Source organism: Pseudomonas sp. LBUM1653 (genome assembly GCF_059716115.1).
The window spans coordinates 5,001,632-5,018,329 of sequence record NZ_CP166803.1 but is presented as its reverse complement, the minus strand read 5'-3'; the positions used below and the strand labels follow the sequence as shown (position 1 = coordinate 5,018,329).

The 16,698-nt window shown below is 61.4% G+C and carries 14 protein-coding genes and 3 tRNA genes; all 17 read left to right on the top strand.

Annotation, left to right across the window (positions count from 1 at the left end; all coding sequences use genetic code 11):
• Entirely contained in the window at positions 1-1,113 is a 1,113-nt protein-coding gene (gene asd / locus ACA054_RS22630) for an aspartate-semialdehyde dehydrogenase (RefSeq protein WP_497440804.1), read from the top strand.
• A 245-nt stretch (positions 1,114-1,358) separates the two neighbouring features.
• A complete protein-coding gene (locus ACA054_RS22625) occupies positions 1,359-2,369 on the top strand; it encodes an aspartate-semialdehyde dehydrogenase (protein ID WP_497686243.1) in 1,011 nt (336 codons plus the stop codon).
• 178 nt (positions 2,370-2,547) lie between these two features.
• A complete protein-coding gene (locus ACA054_RS22620; protein WP_497686242.1) occupies positions 2,548-5,211 on the top strand; it encodes a motility hub landmark protein FimV in 2,664 nt (887 codons plus the stop codon).
• A gap of 299 nt (positions 5,212-5,510) precedes the next feature.
• Positions 5,511-6,335, top strand: a complete 825-nt coding sequence (gene truA / locus ACA054_RS22615) for a tRNA pseudouridine(38-40) synthase TruA (RefSeq protein WP_497690358.1) — start codon at positions 5,511-5,513, stop codon at positions 6,333-6,335.
• Positions 6,336-6,398: 63 nt separating this feature from the next.
• Positions 6,399-7,037: a phosphoribosylanthranilate isomerase gene (locus ACA054_RS22610; protein ID WP_497686241.1), complete on the top strand. Its 639-nt coding sequence runs from the start codon at positions 6,399-6,401 to the stop codon at positions 7,035-7,037.
• 188 nt (positions 7,038-7,225) lie between these two features.
• Positions 7,226-8,146: an acetyl-CoA carboxylase, carboxyltransferase subunit beta gene (gene accD / locus ACA054_RS22605; protein WP_497635764.1), complete on the top strand. Its 921-nt coding sequence runs from the start codon at positions 7,226-7,228 to the stop codon at positions 8,144-8,146.
• Positions 8,143-9,450 carry a bifunctional tetrahydrofolate synthase/dihydrofolate synthase gene (folC, locus tag ACA054_RS22600; RefSeq protein ID WP_497686240.1) on the top strand — a complete coding sequence of 436 codons (1,308 nt, stop codon included), beginning with the start codon at positions 8,143-8,145 and terminating at the stop codon, positions 9,448-9,450. The genes accD and folC overlap by 4 nt, the downstream gene beginning before the upstream one ends.
• Positions 9,434-10,111, top strand: coding sequence for an SPOR domain-containing protein (locus ACA054_RS22595; RefSeq protein ID WP_497686239.1), 678 nt, complete (start codon positions 9,434-9,436; stop codon positions 10,109-10,111). Before folC ends, ACA054_RS22595 begins: the two co-directional genes overlap by 17 nt.
• A gap of 98 nt (positions 10,112-10,209) precedes the next feature.
• Positions 10,210-10,770: a CvpA family protein gene (locus ACA054_RS22590; RefSeq protein WP_497686238.1), complete on the top strand. Its 561-nt coding sequence runs from the start codon at positions 10,210-10,212 to the stop codon at positions 10,768-10,770.
• 41 nt (positions 10,771-10,811) lie between these two features.
• Positions 10,812-12,317, top strand: a complete 1,506-nt coding sequence (gene purF / locus ACA054_RS22585) for an amidophosphoribosyltransferase (RefSeq protein ID WP_020795479.1) — start codon at positions 10,812-10,814, stop codon at positions 12,315-12,317.
• Positions 12,318-12,390: 73 nt separating this feature from the next.
• Entirely contained in the window at positions 12,391-13,602 is a 1,212-nt protein-coding gene (locus ACA054_RS22580) for an O-succinylhomoserine sulfhydrylase (protein ID WP_497686237.1), read from the top strand.
• On the top strand, positions 13,599-14,372 hold the full coding sequence (locus tag ACA054_RS22575; RefSeq protein ID WP_497686236.1) for an SDR family oxidoreductase: 774 nt from the start codon (positions 13,599-13,601) through the stop codon (positions 14,370-14,372). Before ACA054_RS22580 ends, ACA054_RS22575 begins: the two co-directional genes overlap by 4 nt.
• Positions 14,373-14,587: 215 nt before the next feature.
• Positions 14,588-14,663 (top strand) — tRNA-Val (locus ACA054_RS22570).
• A 53-nt stretch (positions 14,664-14,716) separates the two neighbouring features.
• Positions 14,717-14,793: transfer RNA gene (locus tag ACA054_RS22565), tRNA-Asp, on the top strand.
• A 92-nt stretch (positions 14,794-14,885) separates the two neighbouring features.
• Positions 14,886-14,962: transfer RNA gene (locus ACA054_RS22560), tRNA-Asp, on the top strand.
• Between the two features lie 248 nt (positions 14,963-15,210).
• Entirely contained in the window at positions 15,211-15,720 is a 510-nt protein-coding gene (locus ACA054_RS22555; RefSeq protein ID WP_497686235.1) for a sigma-70 family RNA polymerase sigma factor, read from the top strand.
• A gap of 8 nt (positions 15,721-15,728) precedes the next feature.
• Positions 15,729-16,661: a FecR domain-containing protein gene (locus ACA054_RS22550; protein ID WP_497686234.1), complete on the top strand. Its 933-nt coding sequence runs from the start codon at positions 15,729-15,731 to the stop codon at positions 16,659-16,661.
• Positions 16,662-16,698 lie beyond the last annotated feature (37 nt).

Genomic DNA, 16,698 nt, shown 5'->3' with positions numbered 1-16,698 from the left:
ATGAAACGTGTAGGTCTGATCGGTTGGCGCGGTATGGTCGGTTCCGTGCTCATGCAGCGGATGCTGGAAGAGCAGGATTTCGATCTTATCGAGCCGGTGTTTTTCACCACTTCCAATGTCGGTGGCCAAGGCCCGTCCGTGGGCAAGGACATTGCTCCGCTCAAGGACGCTTACAGCATTGAAGAGCTGAAAACCCTCGACGTGATTTTGACCTGCCAGGGTGGCGACTACACCAGCGAAGTCTTCCCGAAGTTGCGCGAAGCCGGCTGGCAGGGTTACTGGATCGACGCCGCTTCCAGCCTGCGCATGCAGGATGACGCGGTCATCGTACTGGACCCGGTCAACCGCAAGGTCATCGACCAGCAGCTGGATGCCGGCACCAAGAACTACATCGGCGGCAACTGCACCGTCAGCCTGATGCTGATGGGCCTGGGCGGTCTGTTCGAGGCCGGCCTGGTGGAGTGGATGAGCGCCATGACCTATCAGGCGGCCTCCGGTGCCGGCGCGCAGAACATGCGTGAACTGATCAAGCAAATGGGCGCGACCCACGCCGCCGTCGCCGATCAATTGGCCGACCCGGCCAGCGCGATCCTCGACATCGACCGTCGTGTGGCCGAAGCCATGCGCAGCGACGCGTACCCGACCGAAAACTTCGGCGTACCGCTGGCCGGCAGCCTGATCCCGTGGATCGACAAGGAACTGCCGAACGGTCAAAGCCGTGAAGAGTGGAAGGCCCAGGCCGAAACCAACAAGATCCTCGGTCGCTTCAAGAGCCCGATCCCGGTGGATGGCATCTGCGTGCGCATCGGCGCCATGCGCTGCCACAGCCAGGCGCTGACCATCAAGCTGAACAAGGATGTGCCGATCGCCGATATCGAAGGGTTGATCAGCCAGCACAACCCTTGGGTCAAGCTGGTGCCGAACAACCGCGACATCAGCATGCAGGAGCTGAGCCCGACCAAGGTCACCGGCACCCTGAACATTCCGGTTGGCCGTCTGCGCAAGCTGAACATGGGCTCGCAATTCGTCGGCGCCTTCACTGTCGGCGACCAACTGCTGTGGGGCGCGGCCGAGCCGCTGCGTCGCATGCTGCGGATCCTGCTCGAGCGTTGATCGATTGATGCTATGAACGAACCCGCGCCTTGCGAGAGGCGCGGGTTTTTTTATACTCGACAGACTGAGGTTGATGGGTTGACTGACATTCCGCTATCGCGAGCAAGCTCGCTCCCACAGGGTTCAGCGCGATCCTTGTGGGAGCGAGCTTGCTCGCGATGAGGCCGTTACAGGTGCCACATAATTGCCTGCATGCCAACCACCCGGTAAAGTGCCGCTCCCCCCGTTTCGCCAGAGGTATAACCATGAGCCAGACCATTGATATTGCCGTGATCGGCGCCACCGGTACTGTCGGCGAAACGCTGGTGCAGATTCTCGAAGAGCGCGATTTCCCGATCGGCACCCTGCATTTGCTGGCCAGCAGCGAATCCGCCGGCAGTTCGGTGCCGTATCGCGGCAAGAACGTGCGGGTGCGCGAAGTCGATGAGTTTGATTTCAGCAAAGTTCAGTTGGTGTTCTTTGCCGCCGGTCCAGCAGTGACATTGAGCTACGCCGCGCGTGCCACCGCCGCCGGTTGTTCGCTGATCGACCTCTCCGGCGCCTTGCCGGCCGACCAGGCGCCACAGGTAGTGCCGGAGGCGAATGCGCAGGTGCTGGCCAGCCTGAAAAAGCCATTCCAGATCGGCAGCCCGAGCCCATCGGCCACCACCCTGGCGGTGGTGCTCGCACCCCTGCTGGGGTTGCTCGATTTGCAACGCATCAACCTGACCGCCAGCCTGGCGGTGTCTGCCCAAGGCCGCGAAGCCGTGACCGAGCTGGCCCGGCAAACCGCCGAACTGCTGAATGTGCGCCCACTGGAGCCGACCTTCTTTGACCGGCAGATGGCCTTCAACCTGCTGGCCCAGGTCGGCAAACCGGATGAACAGGGCCATACACTGCTGGAAAAGCGCCTGGTGCGCGAGCTGCGTCAAGTCATGGCGTTGCCTTCATTGAAGATTTCCGTCACTTGCATTCAAGCCCCGGTGTTTTTTGGCGATAGCTATAGCGTGACCCTGCAGTCCTCGACCGAAATCGACCTGGCCAAGGTCAACGCCGCACTGGAAGACGCTCCCGGCATCGAGCTGGTGGAAGCCGGCGATTACCCGACAGCGGTCGGCGATGCGGTGGGGCAGGATGTCGTCTACGTTGGTCGGGTGCGCCTGGGTATCGACGAACCGTCGGAACTTAATGTGTGGCTGACGTCAGATAACGTACGCAAAGGTGCGGCGCTCAATGCTGTGCAGGTGGCCGAATTGTTGATAAAAGACCTGCTGTAAAAGATACTTCCAGACGAGCGCCATGCTTGGCCGTAATGTTGAAGGCGCGCCACCCTGAAGGGCTTTGCAGGGCATGCATGAAACGATCGCGCGCGGCGACCTTCGCCCGCGCGCAATGCCTTATGGCAGCGGCTATCAACCTCGCTGGCCGAGGAATGTAAAAACTAAGGATTAGCTAATGGTTCAAGTTCGCAAACTGGTGCTAGCAATAGCGGCCGCCTCGGCGCTGTCCTCCGGTATGGCGCATGCCCTCGGGCTCGGGGAACTGACCCTGAAATCGACGCTGAACCAGCCGCTGGTGGCGGAAATCGAGCTGCTCGACGTCAAGGAGCTCACCGCTGCCGAAGTGGTGCCGAGCCTGGCTTCACCTGAAGATTTCGCCAAAGCCGGTGTCGACCGCCAGGCGTTTCTCAACGACCTGACCTTTACCCCGGTGCTCAACGCCAGCGGTAAAAGCATCCTGCGCGTGACTTCCAGCAAACCCCTGACCGAACCGATGGTGAAATTCCTGGTTCAGGTGATGTGGCCCAACGGTCGTCTGCTACGCGATTACAGCGTGCTGCTCGATCCGTCCAAATTCTCGCCGCAAACCGCCGAGGCGGCTGCGCAATCTGCACCTGTTCAAACCGGTACGACGCCCGTCACCGGTGCGACCACGCCGTCCGAATACACCACTACGCGGCGCGATACCTTGTGGGAAATCGCCGCGAAGGCGCGTAATGGCGGTTCGATTCAACAAACCATGCTGGCCATCCAGGCGCTAAATCCGGATGCCTTCATCGATGGCAATATCAACCGGCTCAAAACCGGTCAGGTGTTGCGTCTGCCGGATCAGGTACAAAGCACGAGCTTGGCGCAACCGAAGGCCATCGCCGAAGTGGCTGCACAGAACACCGCCTGGCGTCAGGGACGTCGTTATGTCGCCAAGCCTGGTAATGGCCAGCAGCAGCTCGATGCGACCAATCGCGGTCGCGGTGAAGCACCTTCGTCGCAAGCCGCTCAGGACAAGCTGAGCCTGGTTTCCGCCGAATCCGGCAAGGCTGGGGGCAAGGGCGCCGCAGGCGATGCCAAGGCCTTGAACAACAAGCTGGCGGTGACCCAGGAAAGTCTCGATACCAAGCGCCGTGACAGCGCCGAGATGAAAAGCCGCATGACCGATTTGCAAAGTCAGATGGACAAACTGCAACGCCTTATTGAGCTGAAGAACAACCAGTTGGCCAAATTGCAGGCCGACGGTGCGGCGGGAACGCCTGCGGCAACTGCGACTGATGCAGCGATCCCGGCTGAGCTGCCGGCTGATCCTGCGGCAACGCCTGCCGAAGTGCCAGCCCCTGCTGAAGTAATCGCGCCTGCGCCTACCCCGGCTGCAGTGGCGCCTGAAGCGACTCCTGCTCCGGCACCGGCAGAAACGCCGATCGAGCCGACGCCTGCGGTCTCCGACGATCAGAAGTTCAATGAATTGCTGACCAATCCTTGGCTGCTGGGTCTGGCGGGTGGCGGGGCGGTGGTGGTGCTGCTGTTGCTGCTGTTGCTGGCCCGTCGCCGCAAAGCCCAGCAGGAAGCCGAGAAACATTTGCGCATGGCCCGCGCCTTGGCTGAAGAGCAGGAGTTTTCCTCCGAGCTTGACCTGTCCAAAGGCATCTTCGACGATCTGGAAGAGGTTGAGCCGCCGAGCCCGAAACTCGCCACGGCCCCCGCTCCAGCTCCAGAACCCGCTCCGGTGATTGCCCCGGTCGTGGTCACGCCGCCGATTGCCGCGCCGCTGGTGTCGCCCGCCGCCGAGCATTCCGACGATGTGTTGGGCCGCGTGCAGTCGCACATCGATGGCGGTCGTCTGAATCAGGCTGCCACGCTGCTGGAGGAAGGCGTCAAGCAGGAGCCGCAACGCAGCGATTTGCGCCTGAAGCTGATGGAAGTCTACGGTTTGCAGGGTGATCGCGACGCGTTCGTGGTCCAGGAGCGCCAGTTGGTGGCCAACGGCGACAACTATGCCCAGGTCGAAAAACTCAAGAGCCGTTTCCCGGCCATGGCGCTGGTCGCTGCTGGCGGTATTGCCACTGCCGCCGTCGCTGCCGAGCTGGACGCGCAGTACGTCAAGGACCTGTTGCTCGACGAGCCGCAAGCGCCGGCTGCAGTCGATGACGATTTTGACAGTGCGTTCGACCTGAGTCTGGATGATCTGGAAAACGTCACGCCGGTAACGGTTGCGCCAACGCCGGAACCAGCGCCGGAGCCGGAAACAACCCTGGCCGATCTGGAAGATTTCCCGCTGGACGATGACCTGAGTTTCGAATCGGTCTTGCAGCAACAGACTGAAATCAAGGAAAACCTCGACGACCTGTCGGAGTTCGACCTGGACATGGACCTCGGTGGCGAGCCTTCGCCGGCGATCCTGGCCGAGGACGATTTCCTGCTGAACCTGGATGAAGACGTCAAAGACCTGCCGGCCGCACCAGCGCCGGACGTGCCACAAGTGGTCCTGGACGATCTGGAGCTGCCGGCCGATTTCGATTTGTCCCTGGCCGATGAAATGGACGTCCCGGCGCCTGCGCAGGTGGTTACCCCTGAGCTGGATGATCTCAGCGCCGAACTGGAAAGCCTGTCCCAAAGCATCAGCGAGCCAAGCTTCACGGTAGATGACGCCTTGGCCACCGTGGATGACGAGCCGGAGTTCGATTTCCTGTCCGGTACCGACGAAGTCGCCACCAAGCTCGATCTGGCCCAGGCCTACATCGACATGGGCGACAACGATGGTGCCCGCGACATCCTCAACGAGGTGGTGAGCGAAGGCGACGACGGCCAGAAGAGCGAAGCCAAGGAGATGCTCGCGCGTCTGGTTTGAGTGGATGACCTGTTGTAAACAAAGCGGCAGCCCATTGAGGCTGCCGTTTTTGTTTGCGGGCGATGCGATGGTGTCTGTGCTGCCGCTATCGCGAGCAGGCTCGCTCCCACAGTGAGCCGCGTTTTGCCTGAAGAAACACGGTCCACTGTGGGAGCGAGCCTGCTCGCGAAGGCGGCATCCGATTCGCCACAGTACCTGCTGTTGTACTGGCGTCCTCGTCTGGCAGCCTTATAATGCCTCCTTTGCGTACATCAGCAGGTTGTCACTCCTTGGCAAACATAGATAACCCGGCCGCCGAAATGGTGGCCGACGGCTTTTTCCGGATCGCGTTGGGCGTTGAATACAAGGGCTCGCGTTATCGTGGCTGGCAGCGTCAGGCCTCCGGCGTGCTCACGGTGCAGGAAACCCTCGAAAACGCCTTGTCCAAGGTGGCCGACTCTCCCGTTTCGCTGCTTTGCGCCGGGCGCACCGATGCCGGCGTGCACGCGTGTGGCCAAGTGGTGCACTTCGACACGCAAGTCGAGCGTTCAATGAAGGCCTGGGTCATGGGTGCCAATATCAATTTGCCGCACGATGTCAGCGTCAGTTGGGCCAAGGTCATGCCGGCGCATTTTCATGCGCGGTTCAAGGCCATAGCCCGGCGCTATCGCTACGTGATCTACAACGATCAGATCCGTCCGGCGCACCTGAACGAAGAAATCACCTGGAACCACCGTCCGCTGGACGTCGAGCGCATGGCCGAAGCGGCCCGGTACCTGGTGGGCACCCACGATTTCAGCGCTTTCCGTGCCGGCCAATGCCAGGCCAAGTCGCCGATCAAGGAGCTGCATCACCTGCGCGTCACGCGCCACGGCAAGATGATCGTGCTGGATATCCGCGCCAGCGCCTTCCTGCACCACATGGTGCGCAACATTGCCGGCGTGCTGATGACCATCGGTGCCGGCGAGCGTCCGGTGGAGTGGATGAAGGAAGTGCTGGAGAGCCGTATTCGTCGTACTGGCGGGGTGACGGCGCATCCGTTCGGCCTGTATCTGGTGCAAGTCGAGTACCGCGACGAGTTCCAGTTGCCCGAGCGTTACATCGGCCCACATTTCCTCACCGGTTTCAGCGAACTTGACGGCTGACGCCTTCGAACGCTTTTGTTACCATCCGGGACTTTCTCGGATTTGCCGTGGGGTTTTATCGACATGTCAGCCGTTCGCAGCAAGATTTGCGGGATTACCCGCATAGAAGATGCGTTGGCGGCGGTCGAGGCCGGGGCCGATGCCATCGGCTTCGTGTTCTACGCCAAGAGCCCGCGGGGCGTGACGTTCCAGCAGGCCCGCGCGATCATCCAGGCGTTGCCGCCGTTCGTCACCACCGTGGGCTTGTTCGTCAACGCCAGCCGCTGCGAGCTGGGGGAAATCCTCGACGCCGTGCCGCTGGACCTGCTGCAGTTTCATGGTGATGAAAGTGCTGCGGACTGCGAGGGCTGGCACCGCCCGTACATCAAGGCGCTGCGGGTCAAGGCGGGGGATGATATCGCGGCGGCTTGCGACGCTTATCCGAGTGCCAGCGGTATTTTGCTCGACGCCTATGTCGAAGGCGTTCCCGGTGGAACCGGCCAGGCGTTCGACTGGTCATTGATACCGCAAGGCTTGAGCAAGCCGATTATCCTGGCGGGCGGCCTGACACCGGAAAACGTCGCCGAAGCGGTGGCGCGGGTTCGACCTTATGCCGTGGATGTCAGCGGCGGGGTAGAGGCAAGCAAAGGCATCAAGGATCACGCAAAGATTCAGGCGTTCATCGACGCGGTACGCAGAAGCTCACCGGAGCTCCTACGTTGATGTGACGGCTGGCAGACTGCCGCCGTCCACTGGACTGTACAAAACGGCTGAGGATTGATGGGGTGTACGCTGGTCTCTGCACTGACCCGGCACTCATCGAACATCGCCGCACACATGAATTTAGCTCAAGGGCATACGCGGGGCCGCGAACCAGAGCGTTCGGGCCGCCGGTACTGGAGAAAGAAAGCATGAGCAACTGGTTGGTAGACAAACTGATCCCTTCGATCATGCGTTCCGAGGTCAAGAAGAGCTCGGTGCCTGAAGGTCTTTGGCACAAATGCCCGTCTTGCGAGGCTGTGCTGTATCGTCCGGAGCTGGAAAAGACCCTGGACGTTTGCCCCAAGTGCAATCACCACATGCGTATCGGCGCGCGCGCGCGTATCGACATTTTCCTCGATACCGAAGGTCGTACCGAGCTGGGCGCTGACCTGGAGCCGGTTGACCGCCTGAAGTTCCGCGACGGCAAGAAGTACAAGGATCGCCTGACCGCGGCGCAGAAGCAGACCGGCGAAAAAGACGCGCTGATCTCGATGAGCGGTACCCTGCTCGGCATGCCTGTGGTGGTTTCGGCGTTCGAATTCTCCTTCATGGGCGGCTCGATGGGCGCCATCGTCGGTGAGCGCTTCGTGCGCGCCGCCAACTACGCGCTGGAAAAACGCTGCCCGATGATCTGCTTCTCCGCCTCCGGTGGCGCGCGGATGCAGGAAGCCCTGATTTCGCTGATGCAAATGGCCAAGACCTCCGCGGTGCTGGCGCGTCTGCGTGAAGAAGGCATTCCGTTCATCTCCGTGCTGACCGACCCGGTCTACGGCGGTGTTTCCGCCAGTCTGGCGATGCTGGGCGACGTGATCGTCGGCGAGCCGAAAGCCCTGATCGGCTTCGCCGGTCCGCGCGTCATTGAACAAACCGTTCGCGAAAAACTGCCAGAAGGCTTCCAGCGCAGCGAGTTCCTGCTGGAGCACGGCGCGATCGACATGATCATTCACCGTCAGGAGCTGCGCCCGCGCCTGGGTAACCTGCTGGCGCAAATGATGGGCCTGCCGACGCCTAAATTCGTCGCCGCGCCAATCGAGCCAATCGTGGTTCCACCGGTACCTGCCAACCTATGACCGAACGTACCCTTGGCGAGTGGCTCGCCTACCTTGAGCAGTTGCACCCTTCGGCCATCGACATGGGCCTTGAGCGCTCGCAGCAGGTAGCGTCCCGCATGGGACTGGGCAAGCCGGCGCCTCGGGTGATCACGGTCACCGGCACCAATGGCAAAGGCTCTACCTGTGCGTTCGTGGCTTCATTGCTGCGCGCGCAGGGCCTGAGCGTCGGTGTCTACAGTTCTCCGCACCTGCTGCGTTACAACGAGCGTGTGCAGGTCAATGGCGTCGAAGCCACTGACGCCGAGCTTTGCCAGGCTTTCGCGGCGGTCGAGGCCGGTCGCGGCGACACTTCCCTGACCTATTTCGAGATGGGTACCCTGGCGGCGTTCTGGCTGTTTCAACAGTCCGGGCTCGACGCCGTGATACTGGAAGTGGGCCTGGGCGGACGCCTGGACACGGTCAACGTGGTGGACGCCGACATGGCGCTGGTCACCAGCATTGGCGTCGATCATGCGGATTACCTGGGCGATACCCGTGAGTCCGTGGCCTTCGAGAAGGCCGGCATCTTTCGCCAGGGCGCGCCTGCGCTCTGCGGTGACCTGAATCCCCCGCAGCCCCTGCTGGATAAAGCGCGCGAGCTCAATTGCCCGTTTTTCCTGCGTGGGCGCGATTTCGACCTCGGCGTCACCAATCACAGGTGGCAATGGCGTGGTGTTGATGCTCAAGGACGTGTAGTTGAGCTGCGCGATCTGCCGTTGCTCGATCTGCCGATGGAAAATGCCGCCCTTGCACTGCAGGCCTATCTGTTGCTCGGTTTGCCTTGGGTGAGTGCGCAGATTATCAAGGCGCTGCAAGCGACGCGGATGGTCGGTCGACTCGATCGTCGGCAGGTCGCCTGGCAGGGCAAACACCTCAATCTGTTGCTGGATGTGGGGCACAACCCCCATGCGGCAGAATATCTGGCCCGTCGCCTGGCCAGCCGTCCACCGGCCGGCAAGCGCCTGGCGGTATTCGGATTGCTGGCAGACAAGGATCTGGATGGTGTTATTGGCGAATTGAGTGCTAGTGTCGAGCACTGGGCTGTCGCGCCGCTGGATTCGCCTCGGGCGCGACCGGTGGCGGACTTGCGCGAGGCGCTGGACAAGCGCGGTGCTTCGGTGACGTCCTATGACAGCGTGGCCGCCGCTCTGGAAGGGCAGTGTGCACAGGCGACGAGCGACGACGAGATTCTGTTGTTCGGATCATTCTATTGTGTTGCCGAGGCCCTTGAGTGGCTGGCCCGGCGCTCCACGGAGGAAGCGGCAAATGGCATTGCTGGATAAGGCTTACAAGCAGCGCATGGTCGGCGCCCTGGTTCTGGTCGCGCTGGCCGTGATTTTCCTGCCGATGCTGTTTTCCCGCCAGGATGAGCAGCGCCAGGTAACGGTCCAGGCCCCGGCTGCGCCGCAAGCACCGGCGATGCCGCAAGTGCAGGTGGAGCCCGTGGTGGTGCCTGAACCGCAAGCCCTGCCGCAGGAGCCCGTGCCGAGCGACGAAGAAATTGCCCAGCAGGAAGCGCCGGTTGCACCGGTTGCGCCTGCCGCTCCTGCCGCTCCGGCGCCCACCGTCAAGCCGGTCACGCCGCCCCCTGCGCCAGCCCCGATCCCGGCGCTGGCGGCCAAGCCCGCCACAGCGCCGTCGCAACCGATCAGCGCCGCACCAGGCAAGCCGGATACCACGCAAAGCCGTGTCGACGCCAATGGCCTCTCGGTCAGTTGGTCGGTGCAACTGGCCAGCCTGGCCAATCGTGAAAGCGCGGAAAAACTGCAGAAAACCCTGCGCAGCCAGGGTTACAATGCCTATATCCGTACTGCCGACGGCAAGAATCGCGTGTTTGTCGGGCCGTTGATCGAGCGTGCAGAGGCCGATCGCCTGCGCGACTTGTTGAACCGCCAGCAGAACCTCAAGGGGTTTGTCGTACGCTTTCAGCCAGAACGTGGCTAAATCTATCGCCGCGATTTGAAATGCACTGACAATCGCAGCTTACCGATAAGCATGGGCTCTGCTAAAATGCGCCGCCTTATCCGTCTGTAGGCTGCACTGTGCCATTTACCTGGGTTGACTGGGCGATCGTTGCAATCGTCGCCATCTCCGCTTTGATCAGTCTGAGCCGCGGCTTCGTCAAAGAAGCACTGTCGCTGGTGACCTGGATTATCGCAGGAGCCGTTGCCTGGATGTTTGGTGGCTCATTGTCCGAGTACCTCGCCGGATATATCCAAACCCCATCGGCTCGTGTGATCACGGGCTGTGCCATCATGTTTGTCGCCACGCTGATCGTAGGCGCAATGATCAATTATCTTATCGGCGAGTTGGTTCGCGTTACCGGGTTGTCCGGGACCGATCGATTCCTCGGCATGGCTTTCGGCGCAGCGCGTGGCGTATTGCTGGTGGTCGTGGCGGTCGGGCTGTTGAGCCTGGGGCCGGTACAGCAGGACGGGTGGTGGAAAGAGTCCCAACTCGTGCCAAAATTTTTATTGGTCGCCGACTGGTCCAAGAACCTGATTCTCGGGTGGAGCAGTCAGTGGCTTGCCAGCGGTATCAGCGTACCCGCTGATATACCGTTCAAGGAGCAGCTCTTGCCGATGGCCAAAACGCCTCAGTGAGTGTTGTTCAGTTCAGATCCATTAAGTAGGGGTTGCGTCGCATGTGTGGCATCGTCGGTATCGTCGGTAAGTCGAACGTCAATCAGGCGCTGTATGACGCGCTAACCGTCCTCCAGCACCGCGGCCAGGACGCTGCCGGTATCGTGACCAGCCATGATGGCCGGTTATTCCTGCGCAAGGACAACGGCCTGGTGCGTGACGTGTTCCATCAGCGTCACATGCAGCGCCTGGTCGGCCACATGGGCATTGGCCATGTGCGCTACCCGACCGCGGGCAGCTCGACCTCGGCCGAAGCTCAACCGTTTTACGTCAACTCGCCTTATGGCATCACCCTGGCGCACAACGGTAACCTGACCAACGTTGAACAACTGGCCAAGGAGATTTACGAATCTGACCTGCGCCACGTCAACACCAGCTCCGATTCGGAAGTCCTGCTGAACGTGTTCGCACACGAGCTGGCCCAGCGCGGCAAGCTGCAGCCGACCGAAGAAGACGTGTTCGCTGCCGTCACCGACGTGCACAACCGTTGCGTCGGTGGCTACGCGGTAGTGGCCATGGTGACCGGCTACGGCATCGTCGGTTTCCGCGACCCGCACGGCATCCGTCCGATCGTGTTCGGCCAGCGTCACACCGACGAAGGCGTCGAGTACATGATTGCCTCCGAGAGCGTGTCCCTGGACGTGCTCGGTTTCACCCTGATTCGCGACCTGGCGCCGGGCGAAGCGGTCTACATCACCGAAGACGGCAAGCTGCACACCCGTCAGTGCGCGACCAACCCTTCCCTGACCCCGTGCATCTTCGAACACGTCTACCTGGCGCGTCCGGATTCGATCATCGACGGTGTGTCGGTGTACAAGGCCCGCCTGCGCATGGGTGAGAAGCTCGCCGAGAAGATCCTGCGCGAACGTCCTGATCACGATATCGACGTGGTCATCCCGATTCCGGACACCAGCCGTACCGCGGCCCTGGAACTGGCAAACCACCTGGGCGTGAAGTTCCGCGAAGGTTTCGTGAAGAACCGCTACATCGGCCGGACCTTCATCATGCCAGGCCAGGCTGCGCGGAAAAAATCCGTACGCCAGAAGCTCAATGCCATCGAGCTGGAATTCCGCGGCAAGAACGTGATGCTGGTGGACGACTCCATCGTGCGCGGCACCACCTGCAAGCAGATCATCCAGATGGCGCGCGAAGCGGGCGCCAAGAACGTTTACTTCTGCTCCGCAGCCCCGGCCGTGCGTTTCCCGAACGTCTACGGCATCGACATGCCGAGCGCCCACGAGCTGATCGCCCACAACCGTTCGACTCAGGACGTTGCGGACCTGATCGGTGCCGACTGGCTGATCTATCAGGACCTGCCTGACTTGATCGAAGCGGTTGGTGGCGGCAAGATCAAGATCGACAAGTTCGATTGCGCGGTGTTCGACGGCCAGTACGTCACCGGCGACGTCGACGAGGCTTACCTGAACAAGATCGAGCAGGCGCGCAACGATGCCTCCAAGGTCAAGACCCAGGCAGTCAGCGCGATCATCGATCTGTACAACAACTGAGTAACTACCGGCCCTGAGGGGCCGGTTTTGTATCTGGCTTTTAATTGACGAGAATAGGGAAAGGAGTGACAGCATGAGTCAGGATTGGGATGCCGGTCGGTTGGACAGCGACCTCGAAGGCGTAGCGTTCGATACCCTGGCCGTACGTGCCGGTCAGCACCGTACGCCGGAAGGCGAACACGGTGATCCGATGTTCTTCACTTCCAGCTATGTATTCCGCACCGCCGCCGATGCGGCCGCGCGTTTTGCCGGGGAAGTGCCGGGTAACGTCTACTCGCGCTACACCAACCCCACCGTGCGTGCCTTCGAAGAGCGCATTGCCGCCCTGGAAAGCGCCGAGCAAGCCGTGGCCACCGCTACCGGCATGGCCGCGATCATGGCAGTGGTGATGAGCCTGTGCAGTGCCGGCGATCACGTGCTGGTGTCGCGTAGCGTGTTCGGCTCGACCATCAGCCTGTTCGAGAAGTACTTCAAGCGTTTCGGCGTCGAAGTCGATTATGTACCCCTGGCGGACTTGTCCGGTTGGGATGCGGCGATCAAGGCCAACACTAAATTGCTGTTTGTCGAATCGCCGTCAAACCCGCTGGCTGAACTGGTGGACATCGCCGAACTGGCGAAAATCGCTCATGCCAAGGGTGCGATGCTGGTAGTCGACAACTGCTTCTGCACCCCGGCGTTGCAACAGCCGCTGAAAATGGGCGCGGACATCGTTGTGCACTCGGCGACCAAGTTCATCGACGGCCAGGGCCGCTGCATGGGCGGTGTCGTGGCCGGGCGCAGTGAGCAGATGAAAGAAGTGGTCGGTTTCCTGCGGACCGCCGGGCCGACCCTGAGCCCGTTCAACGCCTGGATCTTCCTAAAGGGCCTGGAAACCCTCAACCTGCGGATGAAGGCCCATTGCGCCAACGCCCAGCAGCTGGCCGAATGGCTGGAGCAGCAGGACGGCATCGAGAAAGTCCATTACGCCGGTCTCAAGAGTCATCCGCAGCACGAGCTGGCCCTGCGTCAGCAGAAGGGCTTCGGTGCAGTGGTAAGTTTCGAGGTCAAGGGCGGTAAAGAGGGCGCCTGGCGCTTTATCGATGCCACCCGTCTGATTTCGATCACCGCCAACCTGGGCGACAGCAAAACCACCATCACTCACCCAAGCACCACCTCCCACGGCCGCCTGGCGCCGCAAGAGCGTGAGGCCGCGGGCATTCGTGACAGCCTGATCCGCATCGCGGTCGGCCTGGAAGACGTGGCAGACCTGCAAGCCGACCTGGCGCGCGGGTTGGCTGCCTTGTGATCGAGTTGTCCACGCCACTCGGTTCCAATGGCCGCGTTGCACTGGTAACCGGTGCGGCGCGGGGTATTGGCCTGGGTATCGCGGCCTGGCTGATCAGCGAAGGCTGGCAGGTGGTGCTGACGGACCTGGACCGGACGCGTGGCTCGAAAGTGGCGAAGGTGCTTGGCGACAACGCCTGGTTCATCGCCATGGACGTCTCGAACGAAGGGCAGGTGGCGCTGGGTGTTGCCGAGGTGCTGGGGCAGTTCGGGCGCCTGGATGCGCTGGTGTGCAATGCGGCGGTTGCCGATCCGCATAACATTACCCTGGAAAGTCTCGACCTGGCGTACTGGAACCGGGTGCTGGCGGTGAACCTCAGTGGGCCTATGCTGTTGGCCAAACACTGTGCGCCGTACCTGCGGGCCCATAGCGGGGCGATCGTCAACCTGGCCTCGACCCGCGCCGGGCAGTCGGAACCCGACACCGAGGCCTATGCCGCGAGCAAAGGCGGTCTGCTGGCCTTAACTCACGCACTGGCCATCAGCCTTGGCCCGGAGATTCGGGTCAATGCGGTCAGCCCCGGCTGGATCGATGCGCGGGACCCTTCCGTACGCCGTGCCGAGCCGCTGACCGATGCCGACCATGCCCAGCATCCGGCGGGCAGGGTAGGGACGGTCGAGGACGTGGCGGCGATGGTGGCCTGGCTGCTGTCGAAGAACGCCGGTTTTGTCACGGGTCAGGAGTTCGTGGTGGACGGCGGCATGACCAAGAAGATGATTTACAGCGAGTAGATTGAGCCGGGCATTGATGTTGAATGCGCCATCGTCTTCGCGAGCAGGCTCGCTCCCACATTAGAAATGCGATCCACTGTGGGAGCGAGCCTGCTCGCGAAAGCGGTCGACACGGTATCGATTGAAAGAATTTTGTCTTTTTCAGAAAAACTTCAATCCTGCTATTGACTTAGGTTCGCTACCTGCGTAGATTTCGCGGCCTCGGAGATGCAAACGGGTGATTAGCTCAGCTGGGAGAGCGTCTGCCTTACAAGCAGAATGTCGGCGGTTCGATCCCGTCATCACCCACCACTCCCGAGAAACTTGCGAAAGCAAGAGGTAGGCTGAAATGCCTCCACCGACGCGCAGCGGTAGTTCAGTCGGTTAGAATACCGGCCTGTCACGCCGGGGGTCGCGGGTTCGAGTCCCGTCCGCTGCGCCATATTTAACGAAACGGATTTATCCGCTTCGCGGTTGCAAAGCACCGAAGCTTGCAATCAAACGAGTTACCTGGACGCAAGTCCACAGCGATACGCAGCGGTAGTTCAGTCGGTTAGAATACCGGCCTGTCACGCCGGGGGTCGCGGGTTCGAGTCCCGTCCGCTGCGCCATATCTGCCCCAAGGCCCACTGAACGCCTTGGAGCTACGAAGAAAGCCACTGGTTTACTTCGAGTCGATAGCAAAGACCCTGGTCGAAAGACCGGGGTTTTTTGTGTCTGGAATTTGGTTTTTTCTCCTCTGTGACGCCTCCCGTCGAATCTTTCTGCGCATCCGCTGCATAAAGCACTTGGTGCCGCCTTGCGACATTAATTAGAATCACTCTCATTTACGATAACTCCTGGCACAGGGCTTCTTGAGATGAGTGATGCAGCGATGGCGAAGGAGCAAACCCTTCACGACCTGTACCGCGATCACCGTAGCTGGCTTGAGGGCTGGCTGAGGCGACGCATGGGCAACGCTTGCGATGCGGCGGACCTGAGCCAGGATACGTTTTTGCGTTTGCTCGCCAGCTCCCAGCGCATTGCTGATCTGCAAGAGCCCCGTGCCTATCTGCTGACGGTGGGCAAACGCCTGCTGAGCAATTTCTACCAGCGTCGCAGTCTTGAACAGGCCTACCTGAGTGCGTTGGCATCCCTGCCCGAGGATTGTGCGCCGTCCCCGGAACAGCGTTGGCTGCTGCTGGAAACCCTGCAAGCGCTGGATGAACTGCTCGATGGATTACCGAGGGCAGTGCGCCGGGCGTTCCTCTGGAGTCAGCTCGAAGGCTTGAGCTACCAGCAAATCGCCGAGCGCCTGTCGGTGTCCGAGCGCACGATCAAACGCTACATGGCGCAAGCCTACGAGCATTGCCTGTTGGTGGAACTGTGAACAGCCCGATGCCCGATGCTCGCCAGGCCGTCCGCGCCGCCGCCCAGTGGCTGGCGTTGCTCGAGTCGGGAGGCGCCACCGAGCAGGACCGAGCGAATCTGCAACGTTGGCGCGACAGCTGCTGCAGTCATGAACATGCCTGGCAAAAGGCCCAGGCCTTGCGCCAGCGCTTTGCCGATCTGCCTCCGGCGTTGGCCCTGAGCAGCCTCGATCGCCCCGATCCTGCGCGACGGGTGGTGCTCAAACGTGCATTGGGCATGGTGGCGTTGGTGCCGGCAGCCTGGCTGATCAGCCGGCAATTGTCGCTGGACGTCTGGCGAGCCGACCTGCACACCGCCACGGGCGAGCGCAAGCAGGTACGACTGGCCGATGGCAGTTCGCTGCAACTCAATACCGCCAGCGCCGTCGATGTGGATTTGCCGAACCGTCGGGTGAAGCTGGTGGAGGGCGAAATGTCGCTGAAGGTACCGGGCAGCTCGCCGTTGACGATCCAGACCCGGTTTGGCCAAGTGATCGTCAGTCAAAGCGAAGTCTGTGTTCGCCAGGATACCCTCGCTTGCCAGGTATCGGTGTTCAGTGGAGCCGTGCAGCTGCAACCGTTGCAAGGCGCCGCATTGACCTTGCGCGAAGGTCGGCAGGTCAGCCTGCAAGCAGCAGGCGCCGCAACGGTGCAGCCCTTTGATGTGCTGCAACCCGGTTGGCGCGAAGGCGTATTGATGGCAAACAATCAGCCGCTGGGGGATTTCCTGCGGCAACTCGACGCCTATCGACCGGGCGTATTGCGCTGGGAGCCAGAGCTTGAGGCGTTGCGCGTCACCGGCAGTTTCCGCCTGGACGACACCGATCGCATCCTCGCGCTGCTCGCGGCCAGCCTGCCGCTGGACGTGCAAATGCGCACTCGTTATTGGGTGACGCTGACGTCGCGCAAAAAAGTTGCTTGAAGCCTGTCCCCTTTTTTCGACTCGCTTGTCATTCAAG